The 23,812-nt window shown below is 44.3% G+C and carries 19 protein-coding genes; 14 read left to right on the plus strand and 5 right to left on the minus strand.

What is annotated here, in order from left to right:
* Positions 1-18 precede the first annotated feature (18 nt).
* The gene (gene ppx / locus OC443_RS04615; protein WP_073585573.1) at positions 19-1,527 is read right to left on the minus strand and encodes an exopolyphosphatase; all 1,509 of its coding nucleotides are present in this window, start codon (positions 1,525-1,527) and stop codon (positions 19-21) included.
* On the minus strand, positions 1,514-3,619 hold the full coding sequence (gene ppk1, locus OC443_RS04620) for a polyphosphate kinase 1 (RefSeq protein ID WP_073585572.1): 2,106 nt from the start codon (positions 3,617-3,619) through the stop codon (positions 1,514-1,516). Before ppk1 ends, ppx begins: the two co-directional genes overlap by 14 nt.
* Before the next feature lie 328 nt (positions 3,620-3,947).
* Here ppk1 and OC443_RS04625 point away from each other — a divergent pair, with 328 nt between their 5' ends.
* The 4 genes from OC443_RS04625 to phoU are packed head-to-tail and all read left to right on the plus strand — an operon-like array spanning position 3,948 to position 9,392.
* Positions 3,948-6,140, plus strand: coding sequence for an ABC transporter permease subunit (locus tag OC443_RS04625; protein WP_073585571.1), 2,193 nt, complete (start codon positions 3,948-3,950; stop codon positions 6,138-6,140).
* 22 nt (positions 6,141-6,162) lie between these two features.
* Positions 6,163-7,815: a phosphate ABC transporter permease PstA gene (gene pstA, locus OC443_RS04630; protein WP_073585570.1), complete on the plus strand. Its 1,653-nt coding sequence runs from the start codon at positions 6,163-6,165 to the stop codon at positions 7,813-7,815.
* A 2-nt stretch (positions 7,816-7,817) separates the two neighbouring features.
* On the plus strand, positions 7,818-8,636 hold the full coding sequence (gene pstB, locus OC443_RS04635; RefSeq protein WP_073585569.1) for a phosphate ABC transporter ATP-binding protein PstB: 819 nt from the start codon (positions 7,818-7,820) through the stop codon (positions 8,634-8,636).
* A 51-nt stretch (positions 8,637-8,687) separates the two neighbouring features.
* Complete coding sequence (gene phoU / locus OC443_RS04640) at positions 8,688-9,392, plus strand: phosphate signaling complex protein PhoU (protein ID WP_073585568.1); 705 nt, start codon at positions 8,688-8,690, stop codon at positions 9,390-9,392.
* 195 nt (positions 9,393-9,587) lie between these two features.
* On the opposite strand, the gene OC443_RS04645 is transcribed toward phoU, so the two are convergent.
* On the minus strand, positions 9,588-10,202 hold the full coding sequence (locus OC443_RS04645; protein ID WP_073585567.1) for a peroxiredoxin: 615 nt from the start codon (positions 10,200-10,202) through the stop codon (positions 9,588-9,590).
* Positions 10,203-10,420: 218 nt separating this feature from the next.
* On the opposite strand from OC443_RS04645, the gene OC443_RS04650 reads away from it, so the two are divergent.
* The 3 genes from OC443_RS04650 to aceA all read left to right on the plus strand — a co-directional run bounded on the left by OC443_RS04650 (position 10,421) and on the right by aceA (position 14,916).
* Positions 10,421-11,326 carry a hydrogen peroxide-inducible genes activator gene (locus OC443_RS04650; RefSeq protein ID WP_073585566.1) on the plus strand — a complete coding sequence of 302 codons (906 nt, stop codon included), beginning with the start codon at positions 10,421-10,423 and terminating at the stop codon, positions 11,324-11,326.
* A gap of 572 nt (positions 11,327-11,898) precedes the next feature.
* Positions 11,899-13,485, plus strand: a complete 1,587-nt coding sequence (aceB, locus tag OC443_RS04655; RefSeq protein ID WP_234976443.1) for a malate synthase A — start codon at positions 11,899-11,901, stop codon at positions 13,483-13,485.
* 120 nt (positions 13,486-13,605) lie between these two features.
* Complete coding sequence (aceA, locus tag OC443_RS04660) at positions 13,606-14,916, plus strand: isocitrate lyase (protein ID WP_073585565.1); 1,311 nt, start codon at positions 13,606-13,608, stop codon at positions 14,914-14,916.
* A gap of 108 nt (positions 14,917-15,024) precedes the next feature.
* Here the strand turns inward: aceA and OC443_RS04665 are convergent, their stop codons facing one another.
* The gene (locus OC443_RS04665; protein ID WP_073585564.1) at positions 15,025-15,525 is read right to left on the minus strand and encodes a CBS domain-containing protein; all 501 of its coding nucleotides are present in this window, start codon (positions 15,523-15,525) and stop codon (positions 15,025-15,027) included.
* 339 nt (positions 15,526-15,864) lie between these two features.
* Between OC443_RS04665 and queA the strand changes: the two genes are divergently transcribed.
* The 5 genes from queA to secF all read left to right on the plus strand — a co-directional run bounded on the left by queA (position 15,865) and on the right by secF (position 21,398).
* The gene (gene queA / locus OC443_RS04670; RefSeq protein ID WP_073585563.1) at positions 15,865-16,917 is read left to right on the plus strand and encodes a tRNA preQ1(34) S-adenosylmethionine ribosyltransferase-isomerase QueA; all 1,053 of its coding nucleotides are present in this window, start codon (positions 15,865-15,867) and stop codon (positions 16,915-16,917) included.
* A 58-nt stretch (positions 16,918-16,975) separates the two neighbouring features.
* A complete protein-coding gene (tgt, locus tag OC443_RS04675; protein ID WP_073585562.1) occupies positions 16,976-18,109 on the plus strand; it encodes a tRNA guanosine(34) transglycosylase Tgt in 1,134 nt (377 codons plus the stop codon).
* Between the two features lie 113 nt (positions 18,110-18,222).
* On the plus strand, positions 18,223-18,555 hold the full coding sequence (gene yajC / locus OC443_RS04680) for a preprotein translocase subunit YajC (RefSeq protein ID WP_073585561.1): 333 nt from the start codon (positions 18,223-18,225) through the stop codon (positions 18,553-18,555).
* 20 nt (positions 18,556-18,575) lie between these two features.
* Positions 18,576-20,432 (plus strand): protein translocase subunit SecD, encoded by a 1,857-nt coding sequence (gene secD / locus OC443_RS04685; protein ID WP_073585560.1) that lies wholly within the window; start codon positions 18,576-18,578, stop codon positions 20,430-20,432.
* A gap of 18 nt (positions 20,433-20,450) precedes the next feature.
* The gene (secF, locus tag OC443_RS04690; protein WP_073585559.1) at positions 20,451-21,398 is read left to right on the plus strand and encodes a protein translocase subunit SecF; all 948 of its coding nucleotides are present in this window, start codon (positions 20,451-20,453) and stop codon (positions 21,396-21,398) included.
* Between the two features lie 67 nt (positions 21,399-21,465).
* On the opposite strand, the gene suhB is transcribed toward secF, so the two are convergent.
* A complete protein-coding gene (gene suhB / locus OC443_RS04695; RefSeq protein WP_073585558.1) occupies positions 21,466-22,269 on the minus strand; it encodes an inositol-1-monophosphatase in 804 nt (267 codons plus the stop codon).
* A gap of 173 nt (positions 22,270-22,442) precedes the next feature.
* Between suhB and trmJ the strand changes: the two genes are divergently transcribed.
* Positions 22,443-23,174 (plus strand): tRNA (cytosine(32)/uridine(32)-2'-O)-methyltransferase TrmJ, encoded by a 732-nt coding sequence (gene trmJ, locus OC443_RS04700; RefSeq protein WP_073585557.1) that lies wholly within the window; start codon positions 22,443-22,445, stop codon positions 23,172-23,174.
* Positions 23,175-23,281: 107 nt separating this feature from the next.
* Positions 23,282-23,803: a Fe-S cluster assembly transcriptional regulator IscR gene (iscR, locus tag OC443_RS04705; RefSeq protein ID WP_073585556.1), complete on the plus strand. Its 522-nt coding sequence runs from the start codon at positions 23,282-23,284 to the stop codon at positions 23,801-23,803.
* The last annotated feature ends 9 nt before the right edge of the window (positions 23,804-23,812 follow it).

Genomic DNA, 23,812 nt, shown 5'->3' on the forward strand with positions numbered 1-23,812 from the left:
GCTTCTGCCTGACATCCCCTAAGCATACTGAAGCGTCCATCCGGCACTCTGCCAGTACTGCTGCTCTGTTTCGAGATCGGTATGGAGCAGCTTATTATTTTCCAGCCACTCTTGTTCAACGCTGTTTAATGTCCACTTATCGTGATCATTGATGATGATTTTCAGTTCCGGAAGCGGATCATCACTGCGCTGCCCATTCAGAACCACAGCCAGCCGGAGAATCCGGATGATCTGAATCACATGCTTTTTCTTATACAGAGTGAGTTCCGGCATTTCATTTAACTTGAGTGCTTTGCGATGGAAACGAACCAGAGTGGACAGCAGCTCCTGCTGTTCGGAATTAAACCCGGGCATATTGGTGTGACGTAAAATGTAAGCAGAATGGCGGTGGAAGCCCTGCAGGTTGATACTTAGTCCGACTTCATGGAGTATTGCACTCCATTCCAGTAAATCAAATAATTCTGTGTTTTTGGCTGGTAGCTCCAGCACCGGAGCCAGCTGTTCAAGAAATTGCTTCGCCAGTTTTTTTACTTTCCGGGCATGATCAATATCAACCTGGTGCTTCTGTGCCAGACTTTCAGCTGTCCTTAACCGGATATCGGTATATTTTAACCGGTCTTCCATTTCATAGAGCAGCCCTTCTCTTAACGCGCCCTGTGAAAAGTGCATCTCCCTGATTTTCAGATCCTTAATGATCGCAAAGAGAATCGCTACCCCGGCAACAAAAACGGGCTTTCTTTCTTCACTCAGGCCTTTCAGAGACAGGTTATCGACACTACCGGCTTCGACAAGCTTATCCTGTAATTTTTCAAGTCGGGACAAGGTGATTGATCCATCCTGAGCACCGGATTCGCTCAGCACATCCCGAACCGCTTTGATCGTACCGGAGGAGCCGAATGCCGTATCCCAGCCTTTTTTTCTGTATTGACGGACGATAGACTCCAGCTTTTGTTCTGCGGCAAGAATGGCCTGATTCAGACGTTTGCGGGTGATTTTTCCATCCGGAAAAAAGCGGTTGGTGTAACTGACGCAGCCAATCTGCAGGCTATTGACCAGCTCCGGCGTAAATTCATGGCCTATTACCAGCTCGGTACTACCGCCACCAATATCAATCACCAGCATGGATTGTGACTGAGGCTGTGTATGAGCAACGCCCAGATAAATTAACCGGGCTTCTTCCGCGCCGGGAATGACTTCAACCGGGTAAGGGATAACCTGTCTGGCCTGTTCGATGAATTCCGCGGTATTTTTAGCCTGTCGTAAGGTATGCGTTGCCGTAATACGTACATTTTCGGGAGAGAAGCCCTGAATTCTTTCGGCAAACATTTCCAGGCACTCAATGCCCCTTTGAATAGCAGTCTGATCCAGTACTTTTTGATCATTCAGGCCGGTGGCTAACCGGACCCTCTGTTTGTGGCGACTGATGAGTTGCAGATCCTGATTTACAACTTTTGCCACCACCATATGAAAGCTGTTCGACCCTAAGTCGATGGCTGCGATATGTCTGATTTCCTCAACATCTTTCATTTGCTTTTACTTCTTGTGTATTTTTCCGTTTCCGGGTCATTTTTTCTGTATTTTTTAAGTAATCGTAGATCGCGACCTGAGATCTGATTTTCTTTCTGTTGCCGCGGCTGACGTAAGTATTGGTCATTTCTTTATCCAGCCAGCGGGCTTTGACCGTGTCAGTAAAATGGATATTGATGATATCAATAATACGCTGTTTTAACCGCTCATCATGGATGGGCGTCGCCACCTCAATCCGGTGATCGATGTTTCTTGTCATCCAGTCCGCAGATGAAATATACACCAGCGGATCTCCGTTATTATGAATAATCATCACCCGGGGGTGTTCAAGAAAGCGATCAACGATACTGATGATTGTAATGTTTTCACTGATTCCTTCAATCCCCGGGACAAGAGAACACATCCCCCGGATAATCATTTTTATTTCAACACCGGCGATACTGGCCTCGTAAAGTTTATTAATCAGGCCGCGATCAACCAGATTATTTATTTTGAGTATAATCTGCGCTTTTTTTCCGGCTCTTGCATTTTCGATTTCATCTTCAATCAGTTCATATAATTTTAAGCGTGAATTTCTGGGAGAAACGACTAAATGCCGGAATTTTACCGGCTGATACGGGTTTTCGATATAGCCAAACACATTCCGTACTTCACCGGTGATTTCAGGATCCGCTGTCAGCAGGGCGAAATCGGTATAAATCCGGGCGGTCTTCTCATGAAAATTACCGGTACCGATATGGGCATAGCGGGCAATATCACCGTTTTCTTTGCGATTAATTAACAAAAGCTTAGAGTGTATTTTCAGACCGGGTGCACCAAAAATAACATGAACACCAGCCTCGGTTAATACGCGGGACCATTCAATATTGGCTTCTTCATCAAAACGGGCCTGAAGCTCAACAACAACCGTGACTTTTTTCCCGTTGTGGACTGCATGAATCAGTGAATGCATCAGTTTTGATTCTTTCGCAACCCGGTAAATATTGATCTTAATGCTGATAACTTTCGGATCAAATGAAGCCTGACGAACCAGTTCGGTCATATGTCCAAAAGTATGGTACGGATAATAGAGCAGAATATCCTGAGCTTTGATGGCCTCAAATTTGTTTGCATACCCTTCGAAATCAGCAGATTTCATTGGAGGAAGCGGCTTATTTTCAAGATATTCCCGGCCGACATTCGGGAAAGAGATAAAATCTTTGAAGTTATGATATCTGCCGCCGGGTAATAAGCTGTCATAGTTGGAAATTTCAAGTTTGTCACACAGAAAGTTGAGCATGCTCGCCGGCATATCCTGCTCATAGACGAAGCGAACCGGCATCGCGGTTAAACGCTGGCTCAACCCTTCGGACATTTGTTCCAGCAAGCTGTGCTCAACCTCATTACTCAGGTCATATTCTGCATCTCTGGTCATTTTGATGGCGTAACCATTGAGTTCATCATAATCAAAAAAGCCATAAAAAATGTCGTTCAGGCAGTAGCGGATAATATTATCCAGCAGAATGATTGTCTTTCGCCGTTTACCTTTTTGTTCTGGCAGCATGATGAATCGGGGAAGGTAATCGGTGGGAATTTCAATCAGCGCGTAGCGGGAAATATCATCTTTTCTCAGTTCAACAGTAATATAAGCGTATTCATCTTTCAGATATTGCAGCACATTGGCTTCTTCATTGATCAGCCAGGGGGTAATGTGTGGCAGGACTTCCTTCCTGAAATATTTCTGTATCCATTTTTCCTGGAACTCATCCAGCTGGAATTCATTGACAAGAAATATCCGTCTCCGGGCCATTTCCTTAATCAGTTCGTTATATAAATTTTCGAAATCCTGATTCAGTTTAAAGGCCTTATTCTGCATTTTCGTGAGTAAGTGTTTAAAACTACTGCTGTTTCCATGTTCCTGATCGATCAGTATCCGGCGTTTCACATCAGCAAAGCGAACCTTATAAAATTCATCAAGGTTGTTAGAGAAAATTCCCAGAAAACGAATCCGTTCAATCAACGGGACTGATTTGTCGGCAGCCTCCTGAAGCACCCGCTCATTAAAAGAGAGCCAGCTTAACTCCTTCTCTATATATAACTTTTCTGTGTGCATTCCTGTACCTTTTGACTTACTTAAGATGAATGGTATGGGTTCTGATAAGATGATTTCACTGCAGTATTTAATCATGGGCTTTGGAGCAAATTAGGACTTTTGTGTTACATTTTTATTTCAGTTATTGAATGTTTGTTTGCTAAGTATGCTGAAAAAGCTGGAAATATTAATTAATTCAGCTGGGTTTGAATATTATGTAACGTGTTTCACTTTATTTGAAATTGATGAAAACAAATTGTATCTTTTTCAGTGGATTATTTGATGCTTGTCATATAAATGTCATGTCACTGACATATGCTGACATCATCTCAGGGATTTAAAAATCATCATGTCACAGATACATTTTTCGTTGAAAGCAGCAGATAAAAAACGTCTTATCAAAGATCGTTTGATGCGTTATGCAATAACTGCCGGAGGCGGGAGTGTTTTTGGTGCATTAATTCTGATTTTTTTCTATCTGGCCTGGGTGGGTTTACCATTGTTCTCTGCCGCTGAAATGAAAGCTGACCCGCAGATCGTTGAACTGAATAGTCAGTCCCGCCCGGCTTTTATGGCCGTAGATAAACATGGTCAACATGTTTTTACTCTGGGAAGCCGCGGTGATATGGCATTTGTTTCCCGAACTTCTTCTCATCCGTTCACCTTGTTCCGGCAAGCTGATTTTATTCCGCGGTTATTTGCAGAATCGACCCGGAAAGACTGGTTTGCCATCCTTGGGAAAAATCAGCAGTTAATGATTGCAAAGCCGGTATTCTCCTATCAATACGATGGCGAAAAAGAGCGTTTTACGCCGGGGTTGCAAACACTGGATGTTCCACCGGCATTCAGAAAAATGATCCCGCGGGATGTCCGGCAGTTTAATTTTACTCTGGATGGAAGTCAGGTTGTTGCTGCTTTTCTGAGTATATCCGGTGAATTGAAGATCCTGAGTTATCGTTTATCGGATCCGGAGCATATAGCAATCAGGCAGTTTCATGATCTGGCTTCTGTTGAGGATATGATGATCACGCCCGACGGTCACATGATCTATCTCAGGGAAGCTTCATCATTAATCGTGATCAAAAGCAGCCCGGAAGGATATAAAGTCCGTGAGGTTGTTGATCTGAGCCTGGGTAATCCAACATATCAGATAAAGCAATCGATGCTTTTGGCTGGTGGCGAGTCGGTGATGGTGCTGAGTCAGCAGGGTGTGATTTCTCAGTGGTTTGATGTCGTCAAAAACAATGAAAGGCATTTAACGCATATCCGTGACTTTGATGTCGGCCTGCATGTTCAGTCCATATTACCGGATACTTTCCATAAAGGCTTTTTTGTTTTCGATACCGATGGCAGAGTCAGAAACTATTACGCGACAACGAAGAATCAGGTATTTTCCGGCCATATTTACACCGGGGCACCGGAACTGGCTGTATTGGCCGGCAATGAGAAGCATCTGGTGACATACAGGCAGGGGAAAATTCAGTTTGCCGCAGTTGATTTAAGATATCCTGAAATTTCATTCTCCGCTTTGTGGCAGAAAGTCTGGTATGAGAACTATCCTGAACCAGATTATGTCTGGCAGTCGACTTCCGTCTCTGATGTCTTTGAACCGAAATTCAGTCTGGTACCGATAGTTTTCGGTACGGTGAAAGCGGCTTTTTATGCCATGTTACTGGCTGTACCTATTGCTGTTTTAGCCGCGATCTATACCGCTTATTTTATGTCGCCGGGAATGCGCAGAAAAGTAAAACCTGCGATTGAGCTGATGGAAGCACTTCCTACCGTGATTATCGGCTTTTTAGCGGGACTATGGCTGGCGCCAATCGTGGAACGGCATTTAGTCTCCGTGTTGATGATGGTGATATTTTTACCTGTGATTGCGTTTCTTTTTGGTGTGGGTTGGTATTTTTTTCCGGAGAAATGGCGCAGAAGTATCGATAGAGGCTGGCATGCAGTTCTGTTAGTTCCCATACTGATGATCGGGGTTTGCCTGATTTACTACTTCAGCTTTTATCTGGAAGCATGGTTCTTTGAGGGAGATGTGCGTTATTTTCTGGTTCAGTATGGCATCGACTTTGATCAGAGAAATGCATTAGTTGTCGGGCTGGCGATGGGATTCGCGGTGATTCCGACTATCTTTACGATTGCCGAAGATGCGGTTTTTTCGGTGCCTAAACATTTGTCGGATGGTTCTTCAGCACTTGGCGCGACCCGCTGGCAAACATTAGTTCATGTTGTTTTACTCACAGCCAGTCCGGGGATTTTTTCAGCGATGATGATTGGAATTGGCCGGGCGGTCGGGGAAACGATGATTGTACTGATGGCGACCGGAAACACCCCGATTAAAGACTGGAATATTTTTGAAGGTATGCGGACGCTTGCCGCAACAATTGCCGTTGAACTGCCTGAATCAGAAGTCGGCAGCAGTCAGTATCGTTTATTATTTCTGGCCGCTCTGATTTTGTTTGTTTTCACGTTTTTAGTGAACTCTCTGGCTGAATGGGTTCGTTTAAGATTAAGAGAGAAATACCGGGCACTATAAGATATGCAGGAAATGGGTTCAGATGTTTAAGTGGATTAAGTCCGGTGAACCATGGGTTTGGTTAACTGGTGGTGCCGTCAGCCTCAGTTTGTTAGCCGCACTGGGACTTTTATTATTAATCGGCTGGAAAGGATTGATTTATTTTTGGCCTTCAACACTGTGGGAATGGCACACAGTATCCGGAGAGCGGATCATTGGGCAGCTGTATGATAAAGATGTCGTGCTGGCTTCCCGTATACCTGCGCTTCAGCAAAAGAGTAGTCAGTTACCGGATTCAAAGCCGGTTCAGACGTTGTCCCGGCTGCATATCAAAGTGGCAAACCGGGATATTTACCCGTCTGATTTTATTTCTGTATTACAAAATGAGATCGCTTCCGAGTCTCTGGCACATGGCTGGGCTGTGATTGACAGAGAATATTACGGGCAGTTCTTTGGTCGCCCTCAAGGGTATCTGGAGGCGGATGGTTCAGTTGCGCCGGACATCAACCACGCACTTGAATCGGCACTGACAAAAAACCTTTCAGTTAAAGCTAAAATCACAGCGCTGACAGAGGGAGAAGTTCAACGCTTCAGCCGTCAGCTTGAATCGTTACGTCTTGAAAAGCGTAAACGGGAGCTCGGTAATCAGTTAACACCAGATTTTGTGCAGCAATATCAATTGAAAAAGTCAGCTCTGGATAAGGAACTGAAACAGGCAGAAAACCAGATTGATGAATACCGGAACCAACTTAAAGCACCGGTTTTACTGGTTCAGGATATGAATGGCAATATCGTCCGTATTCCGGTGAATCAGATTCTGGATCTCTGGTATCCGGACGATATGAGTTTCTCCGCAAAGGTACAGCACTGGGGTGTTCAGGTCTGGCATTTTCTGTCTGAAAATCCCAGAGAATCGAATTCTGAAGGTGGTGTTTTTCCGGCAATTTTCGGCACAATTCTGCTGGTGATTATTATGTCAGTGATCGTGATGCCACTTGGCGTGATTGCGGCTGTTTATTTGCATGAATATGCGAAGGATAGTTTTTTAACCCGGTTGATCCGGGTTTCTGTCATGAATCTGGCGGGTGTTCCCTCGATTGTGTATGGGGTTTTCGGACTTGGTTTCTTTGTTTACACAATCGGCGGCTCGGTCGATCAACTATTCTATTCAGAGCGTTTACCTGCGCCGACTTTCGGAACGCCGGGGTTGCTTTGGTCCTCGTTGACTCTTGCTGTCCTGACATTGCCGGTTGTGATTGTCGCTTCAGAGGAAGGGTTAAGCCGGGTGCCGGTTTCTGTTCGTCACGGCTCTCTGGCGCTTGGGGCGACTCAGTTTGAAACTATCTGGAAAATTGTTATTCCGATGGCAAGCCCGGCGATGATTACCGGATTGATTCTTGCGGTAGCCCGTGCTGCTGGTGAGGTCGCGCCTTTAATGCTGGTGGGTGTGGTGAAATTTGTTTCCCGGCTGCCTGTTGATGATCAGTTTCCTTATTTACATCCGGAACGTAAATTCATGCATTTAGGATTTCACATTTACGATGTCGGATTTCAGACCAGTAATATTGAGGCGGCAAGGCCGCTGGTTTTTGCGACATCTTTTTTATTGGTGGCCGTGATTATTTTGCTGAATATGACAGCAATCAGTATCCGGAATAATCTACGTGAAAAATACAGAACTATGGGACAGGATTAATCATGGAGCCATTTAATTCTCCGGTTGGTTTTCAACTGCCGGTAGATGTTCATCATTTAACCAGCCAGCAAACAGCGATTGATATTGAACGCTTAAGTTTATGTTATCAGGGAAAGCAGGCGTTACATGATATTTCGATGCGGATTCCCAAAGGATTAGTCACTGCTTTTATCGGACCTTCCGGGTGTGGGAAGTCAACGTTGTTACGCTGTTTGAACCGGATGAACGATCTGGTTGAAGGATGTCAGGTTAGCGGGGAAGTCCGGTTACATGGTCAGGATATTTATTCGCCGTCTGTTGATGTCGCAACATTACGCCGCCGGGTTGGGATGGTTTTTCAACGCCCGAATCCTTTTCCGAAATCTATTTATGAAAATGTTGTCTATGGTTTGAGGCTGCAGGGAATTAAAGACACCCGGGTGCTTGATGATGCAGTTGAACGTTCATTGAGATCTGCGGCATTGTGGGACGAAGTGAAAGACAGGTTACATGAAAATGCTTTTGGTTTATCCGGGGGGCAACAGCAGCGGTTAGTTATAGCTCGTGCAATAGCCATTGAACCTGAGATTCTTTTACTGGATGAACCGACATCGGCACTGGACCCGATATCAACCCTGACGATTGAAGAGCTGATGAATGAACTGAAAACGAAATATACTGTCGTGATAGTGACTCATAATATGCAGCAGGCAGCAAGAGTGAGTGATTACACCGCTTTTATTCATATGGGAAAATTGATCGAGTACGCAGATACGGACTCTATTTTCACTTCACCGGTGAAAAAGCAGACAGAAGATTATATAACAGGACGTTATGGGTAATTTTGAATCAACACATGACGTGTTTTACACAAGGTTAAACCGGGATTATTTATGCAATTGGGACGTCATATTTCTGGACAATTTAATGCCGAGCTGGAATCTATCAGAACAAACGTATTAACGATGGGTGGGCTGGTTGAGCAGCAACTGTCATTTGCCATGCAGGCTCTCCATAAGCAGGATATTGAATTAGCCCGACAGGTGATTCGCGATGATCATAAAGTGAATGCCATGGAAGTCTCAATTGATGAAGCGTGCACCCGGATCATTGCGAAACGTCAGCCGACAGCGAAGGATCTGCGTTTGGTGATTGCGATTATTAAAACCATCACCGACCTTGAACGTATTGGTGATGTTGCGGCTAAGATGGCTTATGTCGCAATTGAAACCCCGGATCTGAAAGAGCGCAGGTTTCAGGTGTCACTTGAACCGCTTTGTCGTCAGGCCATAGCCATGCTGCATCAGGTGCTTGATGCTTTCGCCCGGATGGATATTGAAGCCGCCGCAGAAGTTCATAAACTGGATGATAATCTGGATGCAGAGTATGAAGCCGTGATTCGCCAGTTAATGACTTATATGATGGAAGACACGAAAAATATACCGCATATTCTTCAGGTGATGTGGTCAGCCCGTGCGATTGAGCGGGTTGGGGACCGGTGCCAGAATATTTGTGAATATATTATTTATTTTGTGAAAGGAAAAGATGTCCGCCATCTGGATGAGCAGTCCATCGAAGAAGTGCTGCGTAAAGAGTAGGTTTCCATTCTTCCGATCTCTTTGTGATCTCTTTGAACCGGTGACTCTTTTGCCGGTCAGTCTTTTTCTGAGCAAAAAAAAACCGGAGCGCAGGCTCCGGTTTTGAGAAGGGCTTTACTTTTATACTAATTTTTCAGGGTATTGCTTTATTATTGTCCAACCTCTGCCTTTGTTGAGTAAGGCATGCTTTGGTGATTATTTTTTATCAAGGTCAGTTGTATGTTCAGAGAGGTAAGCTGCAACACCTTCAGGAGAGGCTTTCATGCCTTCTTTTCCTTTTTCCCACTGAGCCGGACACACTTCGCCGTGCTCCTGGTGGAAGTTTAGTGCATCAACCATACGCAGCATTTCATCGATATTACGTCCCAGAGGGCCATCGTTGATCACCTGATGACGAACAAAACCTGTTTCATCAATCAGGAAAGAGCCACGCAGTGCGATTCCGGGACCGTTTGGATCTGCAACGTCATAAGCGTTAACAATTTCATGTGTTGTATCGGCAACTAATGGATATTTAACCGGGCCAATACCGCCATTATCAATTGCAGTGTTACGCCATGCGTTGTGAGAAAATACTGAATCGATAGAAACACCGATCACTTCACAGCCTTTTTCCTGGAAATCAGACAGACGCTTATCAAATGCAATAATCTCTGACGGACAAACAAAAGTGAAATCCAGAGGGTAGAAAAACAGAACAGCTTTTTTACCTTTGATGAAATCTTTCAGATTGAAGTTATCTACAATTTCACCGTTTCCAAGAACCGCTCCGGCAGTAAAGTCAGGGGCTTGACGACCAACTAGTACCATTTTTTTGCTCCTAAGAATTATTTTAATTTCCAAACAATTTATACCGGATGTTTCCGGCTTCCCGTTTGTATGAAACAACTATAGACCATATTTCAGGATAGAAAAAAGCGAAATAAATAGATTGAGTTCATCGAAAAAAGCGATGAACCAAGGTATGCTGAACGCTGACTATTTTTCTGAGGTTGTCATTGTCTTATGAATGAGGTTGTAATTGTTTTATGAATAAGTGGCCCAGCCTGAAACAAATCTATTATTTGATGACATTATATGAGACCCGTCACTTTAGTGAGGCTGCTGAGCGGTGTTTTGTCAGCCAGTCTACGCTGAGTAAAGGCATACAAAATCTTGAAGAGCTGGTTGGATGTCCGCTTTACGAAAAGAAGGACAAAAAGAGTCCGTTAGTCTTTACCCACGTGGGAGAACTGGTAGTGAGTCAGGGCCGGGAATTACTGGCAAAAGGGCAGGATTTGATCGAATTAGGCCGGTTATGCCAGGACAATGTCATGGAAGGGCAGTTAAAAATCGGCTGTATTCCGACGATTGCTCCTTTTCTGCTCGGTGATTTGGTCCAGGAGGTGAATCAGCGTTATCCCAAATTGCACTTGCTGCTCCGGGAAGATACGACCACAAACTTGCTTCAGGCACTGCATCATGGCGATCTGGATGTTCTTGTTTTGGCATTGCCTGTTGATATAGGAAAGATGGAGAGCCGGATTGTGGGAAAAGATCCATTCCGGATGATTATCAGCCAGAATCAGGTCGATCATATTCCGGTGCCGATTCGTTATGACGATTTACCGGATGAATCTGTTTTTTTACTGGAAAATGAACATTGTTTGACCGACCATGCTGTGTCAGCCTGCAAACTAACGGATAAAACGAAGATTAATCCGTTTTCAGCAACAAGTCTCCATACTTTGGTTCAGATGGTTGCAAATGGCCTGGGAACAACCTTTATTCCGCAGATGGCGATTGATCACGGATTGCTGGAAAATCAGAATCTTGTCACGGTTGAACCACCAGGTCAGAATGCATACAGATTGATTGGATTGGTTTGGCGTCCCAGTTCTTCGCGGAGTCAGGTCTTTGAGCACTTAGCTGATTTAGTCTCAGAACTGCTTTAGAAGATTTAATTGTCTATATTTATTGCTGTAAAGTGAATTTTAATTAGAATTTTATTCTTTTTGTGATTTTTTATCTGTGAAATTTTACAGCAGTAAATGGTTGAAGTTTTCATAAAATAGTAAATTTTTACAGTGCCAATTTAACAAGTCTTTTTCGGTCATCATCCGGAACATCATTTTTTAATTTAAGTGAAATCAGATAGTAAGTTATCTTTATACTCAACTGCTTTTTTATCTTCTGTGATTTTATTACGTAATAAATTTTCATTTTGGTATTTTATATAGATAGTATGATCTATCGAAATTTAATTTTCTCCGTTTCTTTTCTTTAAAAAATTCAACTTATTTCCTAGAGTTCTTATGACCGGGCAATTAAGTCTGTCTGGGGTTTTTGAGCTGATTAATTATTTATAAACAGCATGTGATGTCTCTATATATTTGAGTTATATAAGAATTCTGGTTACTGATTTGATGTTGTTTGAAATTTACAAATGAAATACCTGTGTGAGGAAATTAATATTATGATGGAACCATTGTCTGAAGAAAAAACACTGTCTTCCGGCCAGAAATCAATGGATGAGCGTTTTCAAATTCACGGAAATATATCCGACGGGCAGCAACATATCATTTCACAGGATGCTCAGATCTTTTTGGCTGAATTATGTGAGCGCTTTGCGTCGCGGGTCGGAGATTTATTAGAGAAGCGGGAAGTTCGTCAGGCAAAAATAGATCAGGGCGAGCTGCCTGATTTTCTGCCTGAAACAAGTGATATCCGCGAAGGAAGCTGGAAGATTCTTGGTATTCCTGAAGATATACAGGATCGCAGAGTCGAAATTACCGGACCGACCGATCGCAAGATGGTGATTAATGCATTGAATGCGAATGTTAAAGTCTTCATGGCTGATTTTGAAGATTCGATGTGTCCTGAGTGGTCCAAACTGCTTGATGGGCAGGTCAATTTATATGATGCAGTGAATGAGACAATCGAGTACCAAAATCCTGAAACAGGAAAACAGTATCAGCTGGAAGATGATCCGGCAGTATTGATATGTCGGGTACGTGGGCTGCATTTACGGGAAAAACATGTCACGTTTGACGGCCAGCAAATTCCCGGTGCTTTGTTTGATTTCGCATTATATTTCTTTAATAACTATCGTGCGCTGCTGAAAAAAGGCAGTGGTCCTTATTTCTATCTGCCGAAGTTGCAGGCTTATCAGGAAGCGAAATGGTGGAGTGATGTTTTCCATTTTACTGAGTCGTATTTTGGTTTAGATACCGGAACGATCAAAGCGACTGTGTTGATCGAAACCTTACCGGCTGTATTTGAAATGGATGAAATCCTCTTCTCACTCAAAGAGCACATTGTCGGGCTGAATTGTGGCCGTTGGGACTATATCTTCAGCTATATTAAAACATTGAAAAACTACCCGGATCGTATTCTGCCGGACCGCCAGGTGGTGACGATGGATAAGCCATTTCTGAATGCTTATTCCCGCCTGTTAATCCGGACCTGCCACCGTCGTGGAGCCTTTGCAATGGGGGGAATGGCTGCTTTTATTCCTGCGAAAGATCCGGAGCAAAATAAACTGGTTCAGGAAAAAATCCGCCACGATAAATCACTTGAAGGGGCGAATGGCCATGATGGTACCTGGGTTGCACACCCCGGACTGGCGGATACGGCAATGTCCGTCATGAACAGTTTTTTCGGAGAGCGTTCAAATCAGCTGGATGTGAGCCGCGAATCTGATACGCCAATCCGTGCTGAAGAGCTGCTCATGCCCTGCGAAGGAGAACGGACAGAAGCTGGCATGCGGCACAACATCCGGGTGGCTTTGCAGTATATCGAAGCCTGGATTTCCGGAAATGGATGTGTGCCTATTTATGGATTGATGGAAGATGCCGCAACCGCTGAAATTTCCAGAACCTCTATCTGGCAGTGGATAAAGCATGGTAAGTCACTCAGTAACGGTGAGATCGTGACGAAGGCTTTATTTGAGCAGTATCTGCTGGAAGAGATTGAAGTGGTCAAAAATGAAATCGGCGCAACCCGTTTTCAGTCCGGCCAGTTTGAACAGGCGGCACAACTGATGAAATCGCTGACAGTCAGCGATGAACTGACGGACTTTTTAACCGTACCAGGATACGAATATTTATCCTGAATTAAATAATAATGAAACGTGAAACAGGATTTCTCAGTCTGTCTCTGCCTCAGGGGTGGACTGAGAGAGTAAAGGTCAGACTGCCGGAGAACCCGGCGCAGATAAAGGAAGGACAGAACTATGACATTGACTCGTCGTCAGCAAATTGAAGCACTGGAAAAAGACTGGGCAACCAACCCCCGCTGGAAGCATGTAAAGAGAACCTATTCGGCTGAAGAAGTCGTTGCACTCAGAGGTTCCGTGATGCCTGAACATACACTGTCGCAAATGGGGGCAGATAAACTGTGGTCGCTGGTCAACGGCAGCGCGAAAAAAGGTTATGTGAACTGTTTAGGTGCTTTAACCGGCGGGCAGGCAGTTCAGCAGGCAAAAGCCGGCATTGAAGCGATTTATTTATCTGGCTGGCAGGTTGCCGCAGATAATAATACTGCATCGACGATGTACCCTGATCAGTCTTTATATCCGGTTGATTCTGTTCCGGCTGTTGTTGAAAGAATTAATAATGCCTTCCGCCGGGCTGATCAGATTCAGTGGTCCAATGGCCAGTCTCCGGAAGATGAAGGCGGAACTGACTATTTCTTACCGATTGTTGCTGATGCAGAGGCAGGATTTGGTGGTGTTTTAAACGCCTATGAACTGATGAAAAAAATGATTGAATCAGGTGCTGCCGGTGTTCACTTCGAAGATCAGCTGGCATCGGTTAAAAAATGTGGTCACATGGGTGGAAAAGTATTAGTTCCGACTCAGGAAGCCGTGCAAAAATTAATTGCAGCCCGGCTTGCGGCGGACGTTGCCGGAACCACAACGTTGGTGATAGCAAGAACAGATGCGAATGCCGCTGATTTGCTGACATCAGATTGTGACCCTTATGATAAAGATTTCATCATCGGCGAACGCACCGCTGAAGGTTTTTACCGGGTGAAAGCCGGGATCGATCAGGCGATTTCCCGTGGACTGGCTTATGCGCCATATGCAGATTTAGTCTGGTGTGAAACGGCAAAACCAGATCTGGATGAAGCACGGCAATTTGCTGAAGCGATTCATGAACAATATCCGGATCAATTGCTGGCTTATAACTGTTCACCTTCATTTAACTGGGAAAAGAACCTGGATGAGAAGACGATTGCGAAATTCCAGCAGGCGCTTGCCGATATGGGATATCGTTATCAGTTCATCACGCTGGCGGGTATTCATAACATGTGGTTTAACATGTTTGACCTGGCACATGCTTATGCTCAGGGTGAAGGAATGCGTCATTACGTTGAAAAAGTACAGCGTCCGGAGTTTGAAGCTGCTGAGAAAGGCTATAGTTTTGTGGCTCACCAGCAGGAAGTTGGCACAGGTTATTTTGACAAAATGACCAACACCATTCAGGGCGGGCAGTCTTCTGTTACAGCACTGACAGGCTCAACAGAAGAAGATCAGTTCTGATTGATGACTTCTGATGAAGCGTTGATAACTGCCGGGGCGATAGATGCTCCGGCTTTATTTTTTCTTCTGATGCCTTAAGGTTTTCTCACAGCCTCAAGGGTTTGTTTTCTATCTTTTTCTGTTGATTTCATCCGGTTCGAGTTCGTCTGATTCGATTTCATCTTCCGGGTCAATTTCATCCGGTTCTGTTTCTTCCTGAAGTTCCAGCAGGTTAATCGCAATTGAAACAAAATCACTATCAGTAATAATGCCGGTTAACTGGCCATGATCGATAATCGGCAGGCAGCCCACTTTATGTTTCTGCATGAAAATCGCGCTTTCTTTCAGCCCGGCGATTGGGGAAACCGTCATGATATTTTTATTCATAATATCTGAAAGCGGATATACATAGGGGCGGTGTGTGCCGTTGGTATGCGCTTTATCCAGGCTGGAATCCTGAGCTTTGAGGATATCTCTGTGGGAGACTATACCGAGTAACTTGTTACTTTCGTTGACAACAGGAACATGCCTGATGTCGTGTTCAGTCATGAGCGACAGTGCATCTTCGATTGTATTCGATGGCAGCAATGTGTGTGGGTGACGGGTCATCATGTCTTCAATTTTTATCATGGCAAACTCCTTAACACACGGAACCGGAATTTCTTAAGCAAGATGTTTTTGCCGGTAAGTTCTCCCGCAGTTCATCATGTGGCTGTGACAACAACAATGCTTAATTTGAATATAGTTGTTTCTGGCTGCGCAGGGTGAGATTTGTTCGTCCCTTTCTCTTTTTTCCTGAAAAATACTCATCCATGACGAGGGGCTGTTGACTTTTAGATTGAACAAAATTTGAACCCGAAAGGTTAACAGACCCAAATGAATTTACTAAATGTTCTGCCGTTGAGAAAAATTTCCGTATATACTACCGCGCTGCAAATGAGCCAATCGAATTCAATGAAGACAGGAACCATGCAAGTTTCAGATTTTTACTTTGACTTACCGGATGAACTGATTGCCCGGTATCCTAAATCAGAGCGAAGTGCCAGTCGCCTTCTGCAGTTAAACGGAAATACCGGAGCCGTAGCCGACGGTGCCTTTAAAGATGTTCTGGATCTTGTTGCTCCGGGAGACTTACTGGTTTTTAACAATACCAGGGTGATTCCTGCGCGTATGTTTGGCCGCAAATCCTCCGGCGGAAAGATTGAAGTCCTGGTTGAGCGGATTTTAGATGAGCATCATATTCTGGCTCACGTTCGTTCATCCAAAGCCCCTAAACCGGGTGCTGCTCTGTTTTTAGGAGAACAGGATGAATATCAGGCAACAATGGTTTCCCGTCAGGAGGCATTATTTGAGATTCGTTTCGAAAGTGAACGGCCAGTATTAGACATTTTGGATGACATTGGTCATATGCCGTTGCCACCTTATATTGACCGGCCGGATGAGGATGCAGATAAAGAGCGTTATCAGACGGTGTATAACAAAAAACCGGGCGCGGTGGCAGCACCAACAGCCGGGCTGCACTTTGACGATGAATTACTTGAACAAATTTCGGCGAAAGGTGTCGAAATGGCTTACGTTACGCTTCATGTTGGTGCAGGAACGTTTCAGCCGGTCCGTGTTGATAACATTAATGATCACCATATGCATGCTGAGTATGTTGAAGTTTCTCAGGAAGTGGTTGATGCGATTCAGACCACCAAAGTACGTGGTGGAAGAGTGATCGCAGTTGGTACCACATCTGTGCGCTCGCTGGAAAGTGCAGCTCAGAATGGACTGAAAAATGGTACGGGTCTCGCTCCGTTTTTTGGTGACACCAGTATATTTATTTATCCGGGGTACGAGTATCAGGTCATTGATTGCCTGATTACAAATTTTCATTTGCCTGAATCAACTTTAATCATGTTGGTCAGTGCATTTGCCGGTTATGAGCATGTGATGAAAGCTTATCAGCATGCAGTAAAAGAGAAGTATCGCTTTTTCAGTTACGGGGATGCGATGTTTATAGAAAAAAAGAACGGGTGAAAGTGAATCATGCTGTTCGCAGACCGTCAGATTGTTTCTCTGGCATTTTGGAGGCGTTGTGAAATTAAAATTTGAACTGAAGAAGAAAAACGGGAATGCCCGTCGCGGGCAAATTCAGTTTGAGCGGGGGACTGTTCAGACCCCTGCGTTTATGCCTGTTGGCACATATGGTACAGTCAAAGGCATGACGCCTGAAGAAGTTAAAGATACCGGCGCAGAAATTCTGCTGGGAAATACATTCCATTTGTGGCTGCGTCCTGGCCAGGAAATCATGAAAATGCACGGCGATTTACATGATTTTATGAACTGGCAGGGGCCTATTCTGACTGATTCCGGTGGTTTCCAGGTGTTTAGTCTCGGCGATATCAGGAAAATTACCGAAGAAGGGGTACATTTCCGCAATCCGGTTAATGGTGAAAAAATCTTCATGGATGCGGAAAAGTCAATGGAAATCCAGAATGACTTAGGCTCCGATGTTGTGATGATTTTCGATGAATGTACACCGTATCCCGCGACTCATGACGAAGCCAGAAGTTCTATGGAGATGTCTTTACGGTGGGCAAAACGCTCTCGTGACCATTTTGACAAGCTGGAAAATCCAAATTCTTTATTTGGGATTGTTCAGGGAAGTGTTTATGAAGATTTGCGCGATATTTCTGCGAAAGGGCTGACAGATATAGGATTTGATGGCTATGCTGTTGGAGGGTTAGCTGTTGGTGAACCTAAAGAAGATATGCATCGTATTCTGGAGCACACCTGTCCTTTATTACCTGAAGATAAACCCCGTTATCTGATGGGGGTTGGTAAGCCTGAAGATTTGGTTGAAGGTGTTCGCCGCGGGGTTGACATGTTTGATTGTGTGATGCCGACGCGGAATGCGAGAAATGGTCATTTGTTTGTGACAGGTGGTGTGGTAAAAATCCGCAATGCCAGACATAAAACAGATACGACTCCACTGGATCCTGAGTGTGATTGTTATACCTGCAAGAACTACTCTAAATCCTACTTGCATCATCTTGATCGCTGTAACGAGATTTTGGGCGCGCGCCTCAATACCATCCATAATCTGCGTTACTATCAACGGTTAATGGCAAGTATTCGTCAGGCGATAGAAGCGGATCGTTTTGAAGAATTTGTAACAGATTTTTATGCGAGACGAGACAGAGATGTACCGCCTGTTGGTCAGGTATAAACGGGTTAAGTGATACGCAATTTCCCGGTGTAAGGTTGAATTTCGTTTCGTTTAACCCAACTAAGATGAATATATTTTATATTTTACAACAATAAAATCAGAGGACGTTCTCAATGAGTTTAATTTCAGTTGCCCATGCCGCGGGCGAAGGTGTGCCACCTGGTGGTGGTTTTGAAATGCTGATCATGCTGGCAGTTTTTGCTGTGATTTTTTACTTCATGATTTTCCGGCCACAATCAAAGCGTGTGAAAGAACATAAGAACCTGATGGCATCAATGTCAAAAGGTGATGAAGTTCTGACCAGTGGTGGTCTTGTGGGTAAGATTACTAAAATCGCTGAAGATAATGATTTCATTTCGATTGAATTAAATCAGAACAATGAAGTTGTCATTAAAAAAGATTTTGTTACTGCAGTGTTGCCTAAAGGTACGCTTAAATCTCTATAAACGGCCAGAGGATCCTCGCTGTGCTTAACCGTTATCCATTATGGAAGTACATTATGGTGGTATTGATTATCGCCGTTTCTGCATTGTATGCACTTCCAAACATCTACGGTGAAGATCCGGCAGTTCAGGTCACCGGAGCGCGTGGCGCTTCTGTTGAGTTGTCAATGCTGGATACTGTTACCAGTGCGCTGGATAAAGCGCATCTTTCTTATAAATCTGCTGTGTTAGAGAAAGGTTCAATCCTTGTTCGTTTTAAAGACACAGATACACAAATCAGTGCACGTGATGTGATTAGTAATGCACTGGGTAAAAACGTCATTGTTGCTTTGAACCTGGCGGCATCTACACCACACTGGCTTGAGTCCATCGGTGGTGCGCCAATGAAGTTGGGGCTTGATTTACGTGGTGGTGTTCACTTCCTGATGGAAGTTGATATGAACGCGGCCATGGACAAATTACTTTCTCAGGAAGAAGACGCGTTCCGGACAGAACTGCGTGAAGCGAAAATTCGTTATCGTTCAATTAAAACATCAGAAAACCAGTCTGTTGATATTGTGCTGCGTAATGAAGAGCAGGCAAATCAGGCGATGAAACTCCTTCAGCCCAAGCATCCTGATATGACACTGATAGCCAGGGATAATAATGGCCGTTATGTGCTGAATGCAAAATACACTGAAGCCCGCCTTTTAGCGATTCGTAAAGATTCTGTTGAACAGAATATTAAGATTCTGAGAAACCGGGTGAATGAACTCGGGGTGGCAGAACCTTTAGTTCAGCGTCAGGGTGCGAGCCGTATTGTGGTTGAACTTCCTGGTGTTCAGGATACTGCACGTGCCAAAGAAATTCTGGGTGCGACAGCGACTCTGGAATTCCGTCAGGTTGATACCAGTGTGGATCTGGCAGCTGCGGCTGCAGGCAGAGTCCCTGCTGGTACTGAAGTGAAAAAGGATCGTCAGGGTCGTCCGGTTGTTTTGAAAAAACGTGTGATTCTGAGTGGTTCCAGCATTACAGATGCAAGCTCAAGTACCGATGAATACGGTCGTCCTCAGGTGAATATCTCTCTGGATAGTGAAGGTGGCAGTAAGATGTCTGCTTTCTCTGAAAAGAATATCGGTAAGTTGATGGCAACTGTTTTTGCTGAATATAAAGACAGTGGCCGTAAGACACCTGAAGGCAAAGTAATTCTGAGTAAGCATGAAGAAGTGATTAACCAGGCGACAATTCAGTCGGCCCTGGGCAGAAGCTTCAGAATTACCGGTATAGATTCTCCCGCTGAAGCACATAACTTAGCATTGCTGCTGCGTGCAGGTGCGCTGATTGCGCCAATCTCGATAGTTGAAGAACGAACGATTGGTCCTTCTATGGGGCAACAGAATATCGATATGGGTATTCAGGCCTGTCTTTGGGGGATGTTGGCGGTTATGGTATTCACCGCGCTGTATTATCGGAAATTTGGTTTGATCGCGAATCTGGCACTGTTTGCCAACCTTGTTTTAATTGTTGGCGTGATGTCGATGATTCCGGGGGCGACCATGACATTACCGGGGATAGCCGGGATTGTACTGACTGTCGGGATGGCCGTTGACGCCAACGTGCTGATTTTCGAACGGATCCGGGAAGAGCTTCGTGATGGTAAAAATCCACAACAAGCGATTCACCAGGGATACGCGAATGCGTTTAGTACCATTGCCGATGCAAATATAACCACACTGATTACGGCGATTATTTTGTTTGCGGTCGGAACCGGCGCAATCAAAGGGTTTGCTGTGACATTGTCGATTGGTATTTTAACCTCCATGTTTACTGCGATCATCGGAACACGATGTGTTGTGAATCTGCTTTACGGCGGTAAACGTATTAAGAAATTGTCGATCTGATAAAGGCTGGGAATAGATATGTTTCAAATTCTTAAAGCAAAACATGCGATCGACTTTATGCGTTGGTCGAAGTTTGCATTTGTACTGTCACTCTTAATGATTGCCGGTTCAATATTCACGCTTTCTACAAAGTGGTTAAACTGGGGATTAGATTTTACCGGTGGTACTTTGATTGAGGTTGGTTTCGATCAGCCTGCAAATCTGGAAGCTGTCCGTACTTCTCTTGAAAGTAAGGGCTTTTCTGATGCGACGGTGCAAAACTTTGGTTCTGCACGGGAAGTGATGGTCCGTTTACGTCCTCGTGAAGGGGTAAAAGGTGAAACGCTGGGTAATCAGATTCTCAATGCGATTAAAGAAGGCACCGGTGAAAGTGTTGAAATGCGCCGGATTGAATTTGTGGGGCCAAATGTCGGTGATGAATTAACCGAAGCTGGCGGCCTGGCAATTCTTGTGTCTTTGATTTGTATTTTGCTTTACGTTTCTATGCGGTTTGAATGGCGTTTGGCTGCTGGTGCAGTACTGGCACTTGCTCACGATGTCATCATCACATTAGGCGTTTTTTCACTGTTACAAATTGAAGTGGACTTAACGATTGTTGCTGCATTGCTGACCGTTGTCGGGTATTCCCTGAACGATACGATCGTTGTATTTGACCGTATCCGGGAAAACTTCCGGAAAATGCGTAAAGGTGAACCGCCAGAAGTGATGAATAATTCGATTACTCAAACATTGAGCCGTACGCTGATTACATCAGCAACAACGTTGTTTGTAGTTATCGCATTGTTTATGAAAGGTGGTGCGATGATTCACGGGTTTGCACTGGCACTTTTACTGGGTATCACCGTTGGTACATACTCTTCTATTTATGTGGCCTCTGCGCTGGCACTGAAACTGGGTATTACCCGGGAGCATTTGATGCCGCCTCAGGTTGAAAAAGAAGGGGCTGAATTCGAGGAATACCCTTAGAAAGAAAGCTTCATATGAAAAAAAACCGCTGACTTATCAGCGGTTTTTTTATAACTGGTCTGTGGGATTATTTTAAGATCGCACTGTTTCCATGTTCTCTGATATGTTTGATCAGAGCCTGAGTTCCTTTAGGGCTTGAAGCAACAATGTTTCCGGATTTCATATATTCTGTACCGCCTGAGAAATCCGTCAGAATCGCACCTGACTCTCTGGCAATCAATTCGCCCGCAGCCATATCCCATGGCTTCAGGCCAAGCTCAAAATAGCCATCAACCCGGTTCGCTGCAACATAGCAAAGATCTAATGCTGCAGAGCCTGTGCGGCGAAAATCGGCACATTCGGTGAAAAGAGAAGCAATAATTTTCAGATAAGATTCTGAATGTTGTTTGCTTTTAAAAGGGAACCCTGTAGCAAGAACAGTTCCTTTCAGATCTTTGAGGGGATTGACCCGGATACGGGTGTTATTTAATTGTGCACCCTGACCACGCTGAGCTGTAAATAACTCGTTCAGCATCGGATCGTAAACACAGGCGACTTCTGTTCTTCCTTTCATCCGGACTGCAATGGAGACTGAGAAGTGAGGCAGTCCCTTCATGAAGTTCGTTGTTCCATCCAGTGGGTCTATGATCCATTGTACATCTTTATCTTTCCCTTCAATGACCCCGTTCTCTTCAGCAACGATAACATGATCAGGATACGACGTTTTGATGACATCAATGATAATTGATTCTGCTTCTTGATCGACATTGGTAACAAAGTCGTTCACGCCTTTCTGAGTTGTTTGAATTTTGTCAGCGTTTTCTAGTGATTTAGCAATATGATTTCCGGCTTTTCGCGCAGCGCGAATCGCAATATTTAGCATTGGATGCATAGATTCTTCCCAGCAGATGTTAAAGAACAAAAAAAGCGGGCGGGAGTATATCAAAATTTATCAAAAAAGAAAGTGATTAAATTATGTTCTATTGACGGTTTTATGTGTGAAAGACCAATTCTTTCAGTCAGGTTTGTGCTAATATCTGGCGCGTTGAGAAAGATGGTGATGATATGTTAGAGCAGATAAAAATTGTGTTGGTGGGAACATCACATTCAGGAAATATAGGTTCTGCAGCCCGGGCGATGAAGGTTATGGGATTAAAGCAAATGGTACTTGTATCTCCTGAATGTGAAGTTGATGCTCAGGCGATTGCTCTTGCTGCGGGGGCCAGTGATATCGCGCTGAATGCAGTGAAAGTCTCAAATCTTGATGAAGCTATTAATGATTGCCGTCTTGTTGTTGGAACGAGTGCCCGTTCACGCACTTTGAGCTGGCCGATGCTCAATCCCCGTGAATGTGGTGAGTTGTTTGCAGTTGAAAGTGATAAATCACCGGTTGCACTGGTTTTCGGCAGAGAGAGAACCGGCTTGACGAATGAAGAGCTGCAAAAGTGCCATTATCATGTCTCTATCCCTGCCAATCCGGAATACAGTTCTCTGAATCTTGCAATGGCTGTTCAAACGTTGTGTTATGAAATGCGTGTTGCTTCCATGGCCCGTAAAGCGGCTGAATATCCTGAACATGAGTGTGGTGACTATCCACGGCATGATGAGCTGGAAATGTTTTACGGACACCTTGAAAAAGTATTATGTAAGACACATTTTATAAATGAAGCTCAGCCTGGCCAGGTTATGAATAAGTTGAGACGGCTGTTCAGCCGTGCCAGACCTGAAGTTCAGGAGCTGAATATTCTGAGAGGTATTTTAACTTCTGTTGAGAAAATATCGCCTTCTGAAAAGTAAGAGATAGATGAACAGAATACCTGACTAATTTAGTTGGTTAAAATACTTGACTAATTTGGTTGGTTATGTGACACTCAGATCCACATAAATGGTGTGGGTACAATATTATGAGATTAACTTCAAAAGGAAGATATGCAGTCACAGCAATGCTTGATGTGGCGTTGCATTCGCAGCAAAATCCAGTACCTCTGGCTGATATTTCTGAACGTCAGGGAATCTCGTTATCCTATCTGGAGCAATTATTTGCCAAGCTCCGTAAAGCCGGATTAGTTGCAAGCGTGCGCGGACCAGGTGGTGGCTATCGCTTAGGCAATGAAGCTGGCTGTATCTCTGTCGGACATGTGATTGGCGCAGTTGATGAATCTGTTGATGCAACGAAGTGTGCCGGAAAAGGAGACTGTCAGGGTGGAACCCGTTGCCTGACCCATACATTATGGTGCGATCTCAGCTCTCGTATCAGTGACTTTCTCGATAATATCACCCTTGGTGATTTGATGAATGACAATGAGATACTGGCTGTTTCTGATCGTCAGGATATTGATCTTGCGGTGAGCCAGAGACGTTCTCAGAATAATTCAAGTTCTTTAACTCATAGTTCAACGACTATGCAGTCTGGCATTCGGTCTTAGTCGTAAATT

It is taken from the genome of Vibrio quintilis, from assembly GCF_024529975.1.
Classification (GTDB): Bacteria; Pseudomonadota; Gammaproteobacteria; order Enterobacterales; family Vibrionaceae; genus Vibrio; species Vibrio quintilis.

Bases quoted from the DNA above. Each gene is read 5' to 3' on its own strand.
- ppx (WP_073585573.1), bottom strand. From the start codon at position 1,527: ATGAAAGATGTTGAGGAAATCAGACATATCGCAGCCATCGACTTAGGG.
- ppk1 (WP_073585572.1), bottom strand. From the start codon at position 3,619: ATGCACACAGAAAAGTTATATATAGAGAAGGAGTTAAGCTGGCTCTCT.
- OC443_RS04625 (WP_073585571.1), top strand. From the start codon at position 3,948: ATGTCACAGATACATTTTTCGTTGAAAGCAGCAGATAAAAAACGTCTT.
- pstA (WP_073585570.1), top strand. From the start codon at position 6,163: ATGTTTAAGTGGATTAAGTCCGGTGAACCATGGGTTTGGTTAACTGGT.
- pstB (WP_073585569.1), top strand. From the start codon at position 7,818: ATGGAGCCATTTAATTCTCCGGTTGGTTTTCAACTGCCGGTAGATGTT.
- phoU (WP_073585568.1), top strand. From the start codon at position 8,688: ATGCAATTGGGACGTCATATTTCTGGACAATTTAATGCCGAGCTGGAA.
- OC443_RS04645 (WP_073585567.1), bottom strand. From the start codon at position 10,202: ATGGTACTAGTTGGTCGTCAAGCCCCTGACTTTACTGCCGGAGCGGTT.
- OC443_RS04650 (WP_073585566.1), top strand. From the start codon at position 10,421: ATGAATAAGTGGCCCAGCCTGAAACAAATCTATTATTTGATGACATTA.
- aceB (WP_234976443.1), top strand. From the start codon at position 11,899: ATGGATGAGCGTTTTCAAATTCACGGAAATATATCCGACGGGCAGCAA.
- aceA (WP_073585565.1), top strand. From the start codon at position 13,606: ATGACATTGACTCGTCGTCAGCAAATTGAAGCACTGGAAAAAGACTGG.
- OC443_RS04665 (WP_073585564.1), bottom strand. From the start codon at position 15,525: ATGATAAAAATTGAAGACATGATGACCCGTCACCCACACACATTGCTG.
- queA (WP_073585563.1), top strand. From the start codon at position 15,865: ATGCAAGTTTCAGATTTTTACTTTGACTTACCGGATGAACTGATTGCC.
- yajC (WP_073585561.1), top strand. From the start codon at position 18,223: ATGAGTTTAATTTCAGTTGCCCATGCCGCGGGCGAAGGTGTGCCACCT.
- secF (WP_073585559.1), top strand. From the start codon at position 20,451: ATGTTTCAAATTCTTAAAGCAAAACATGCGATCGACTTTATGCGTTGG.
- suhB (WP_073585558.1), bottom strand. From the start codon at position 22,269: ATGCATCCAATGCTAAATATTGCGATTCGCGCTGCGCGAAAAGCCGGA.
- trmJ (WP_073585557.1), top strand. From the start codon at position 22,443: ATGTTAGAGCAGATAAAAATTGTGTTGGTGGGAACATCACATTCAGGA.
- iscR (WP_073585556.1), top strand. From the start codon at position 23,282: ATGAGATTAACTTCAAAAGGAAGATATGCAGTCACAGCAATGCTTGAT.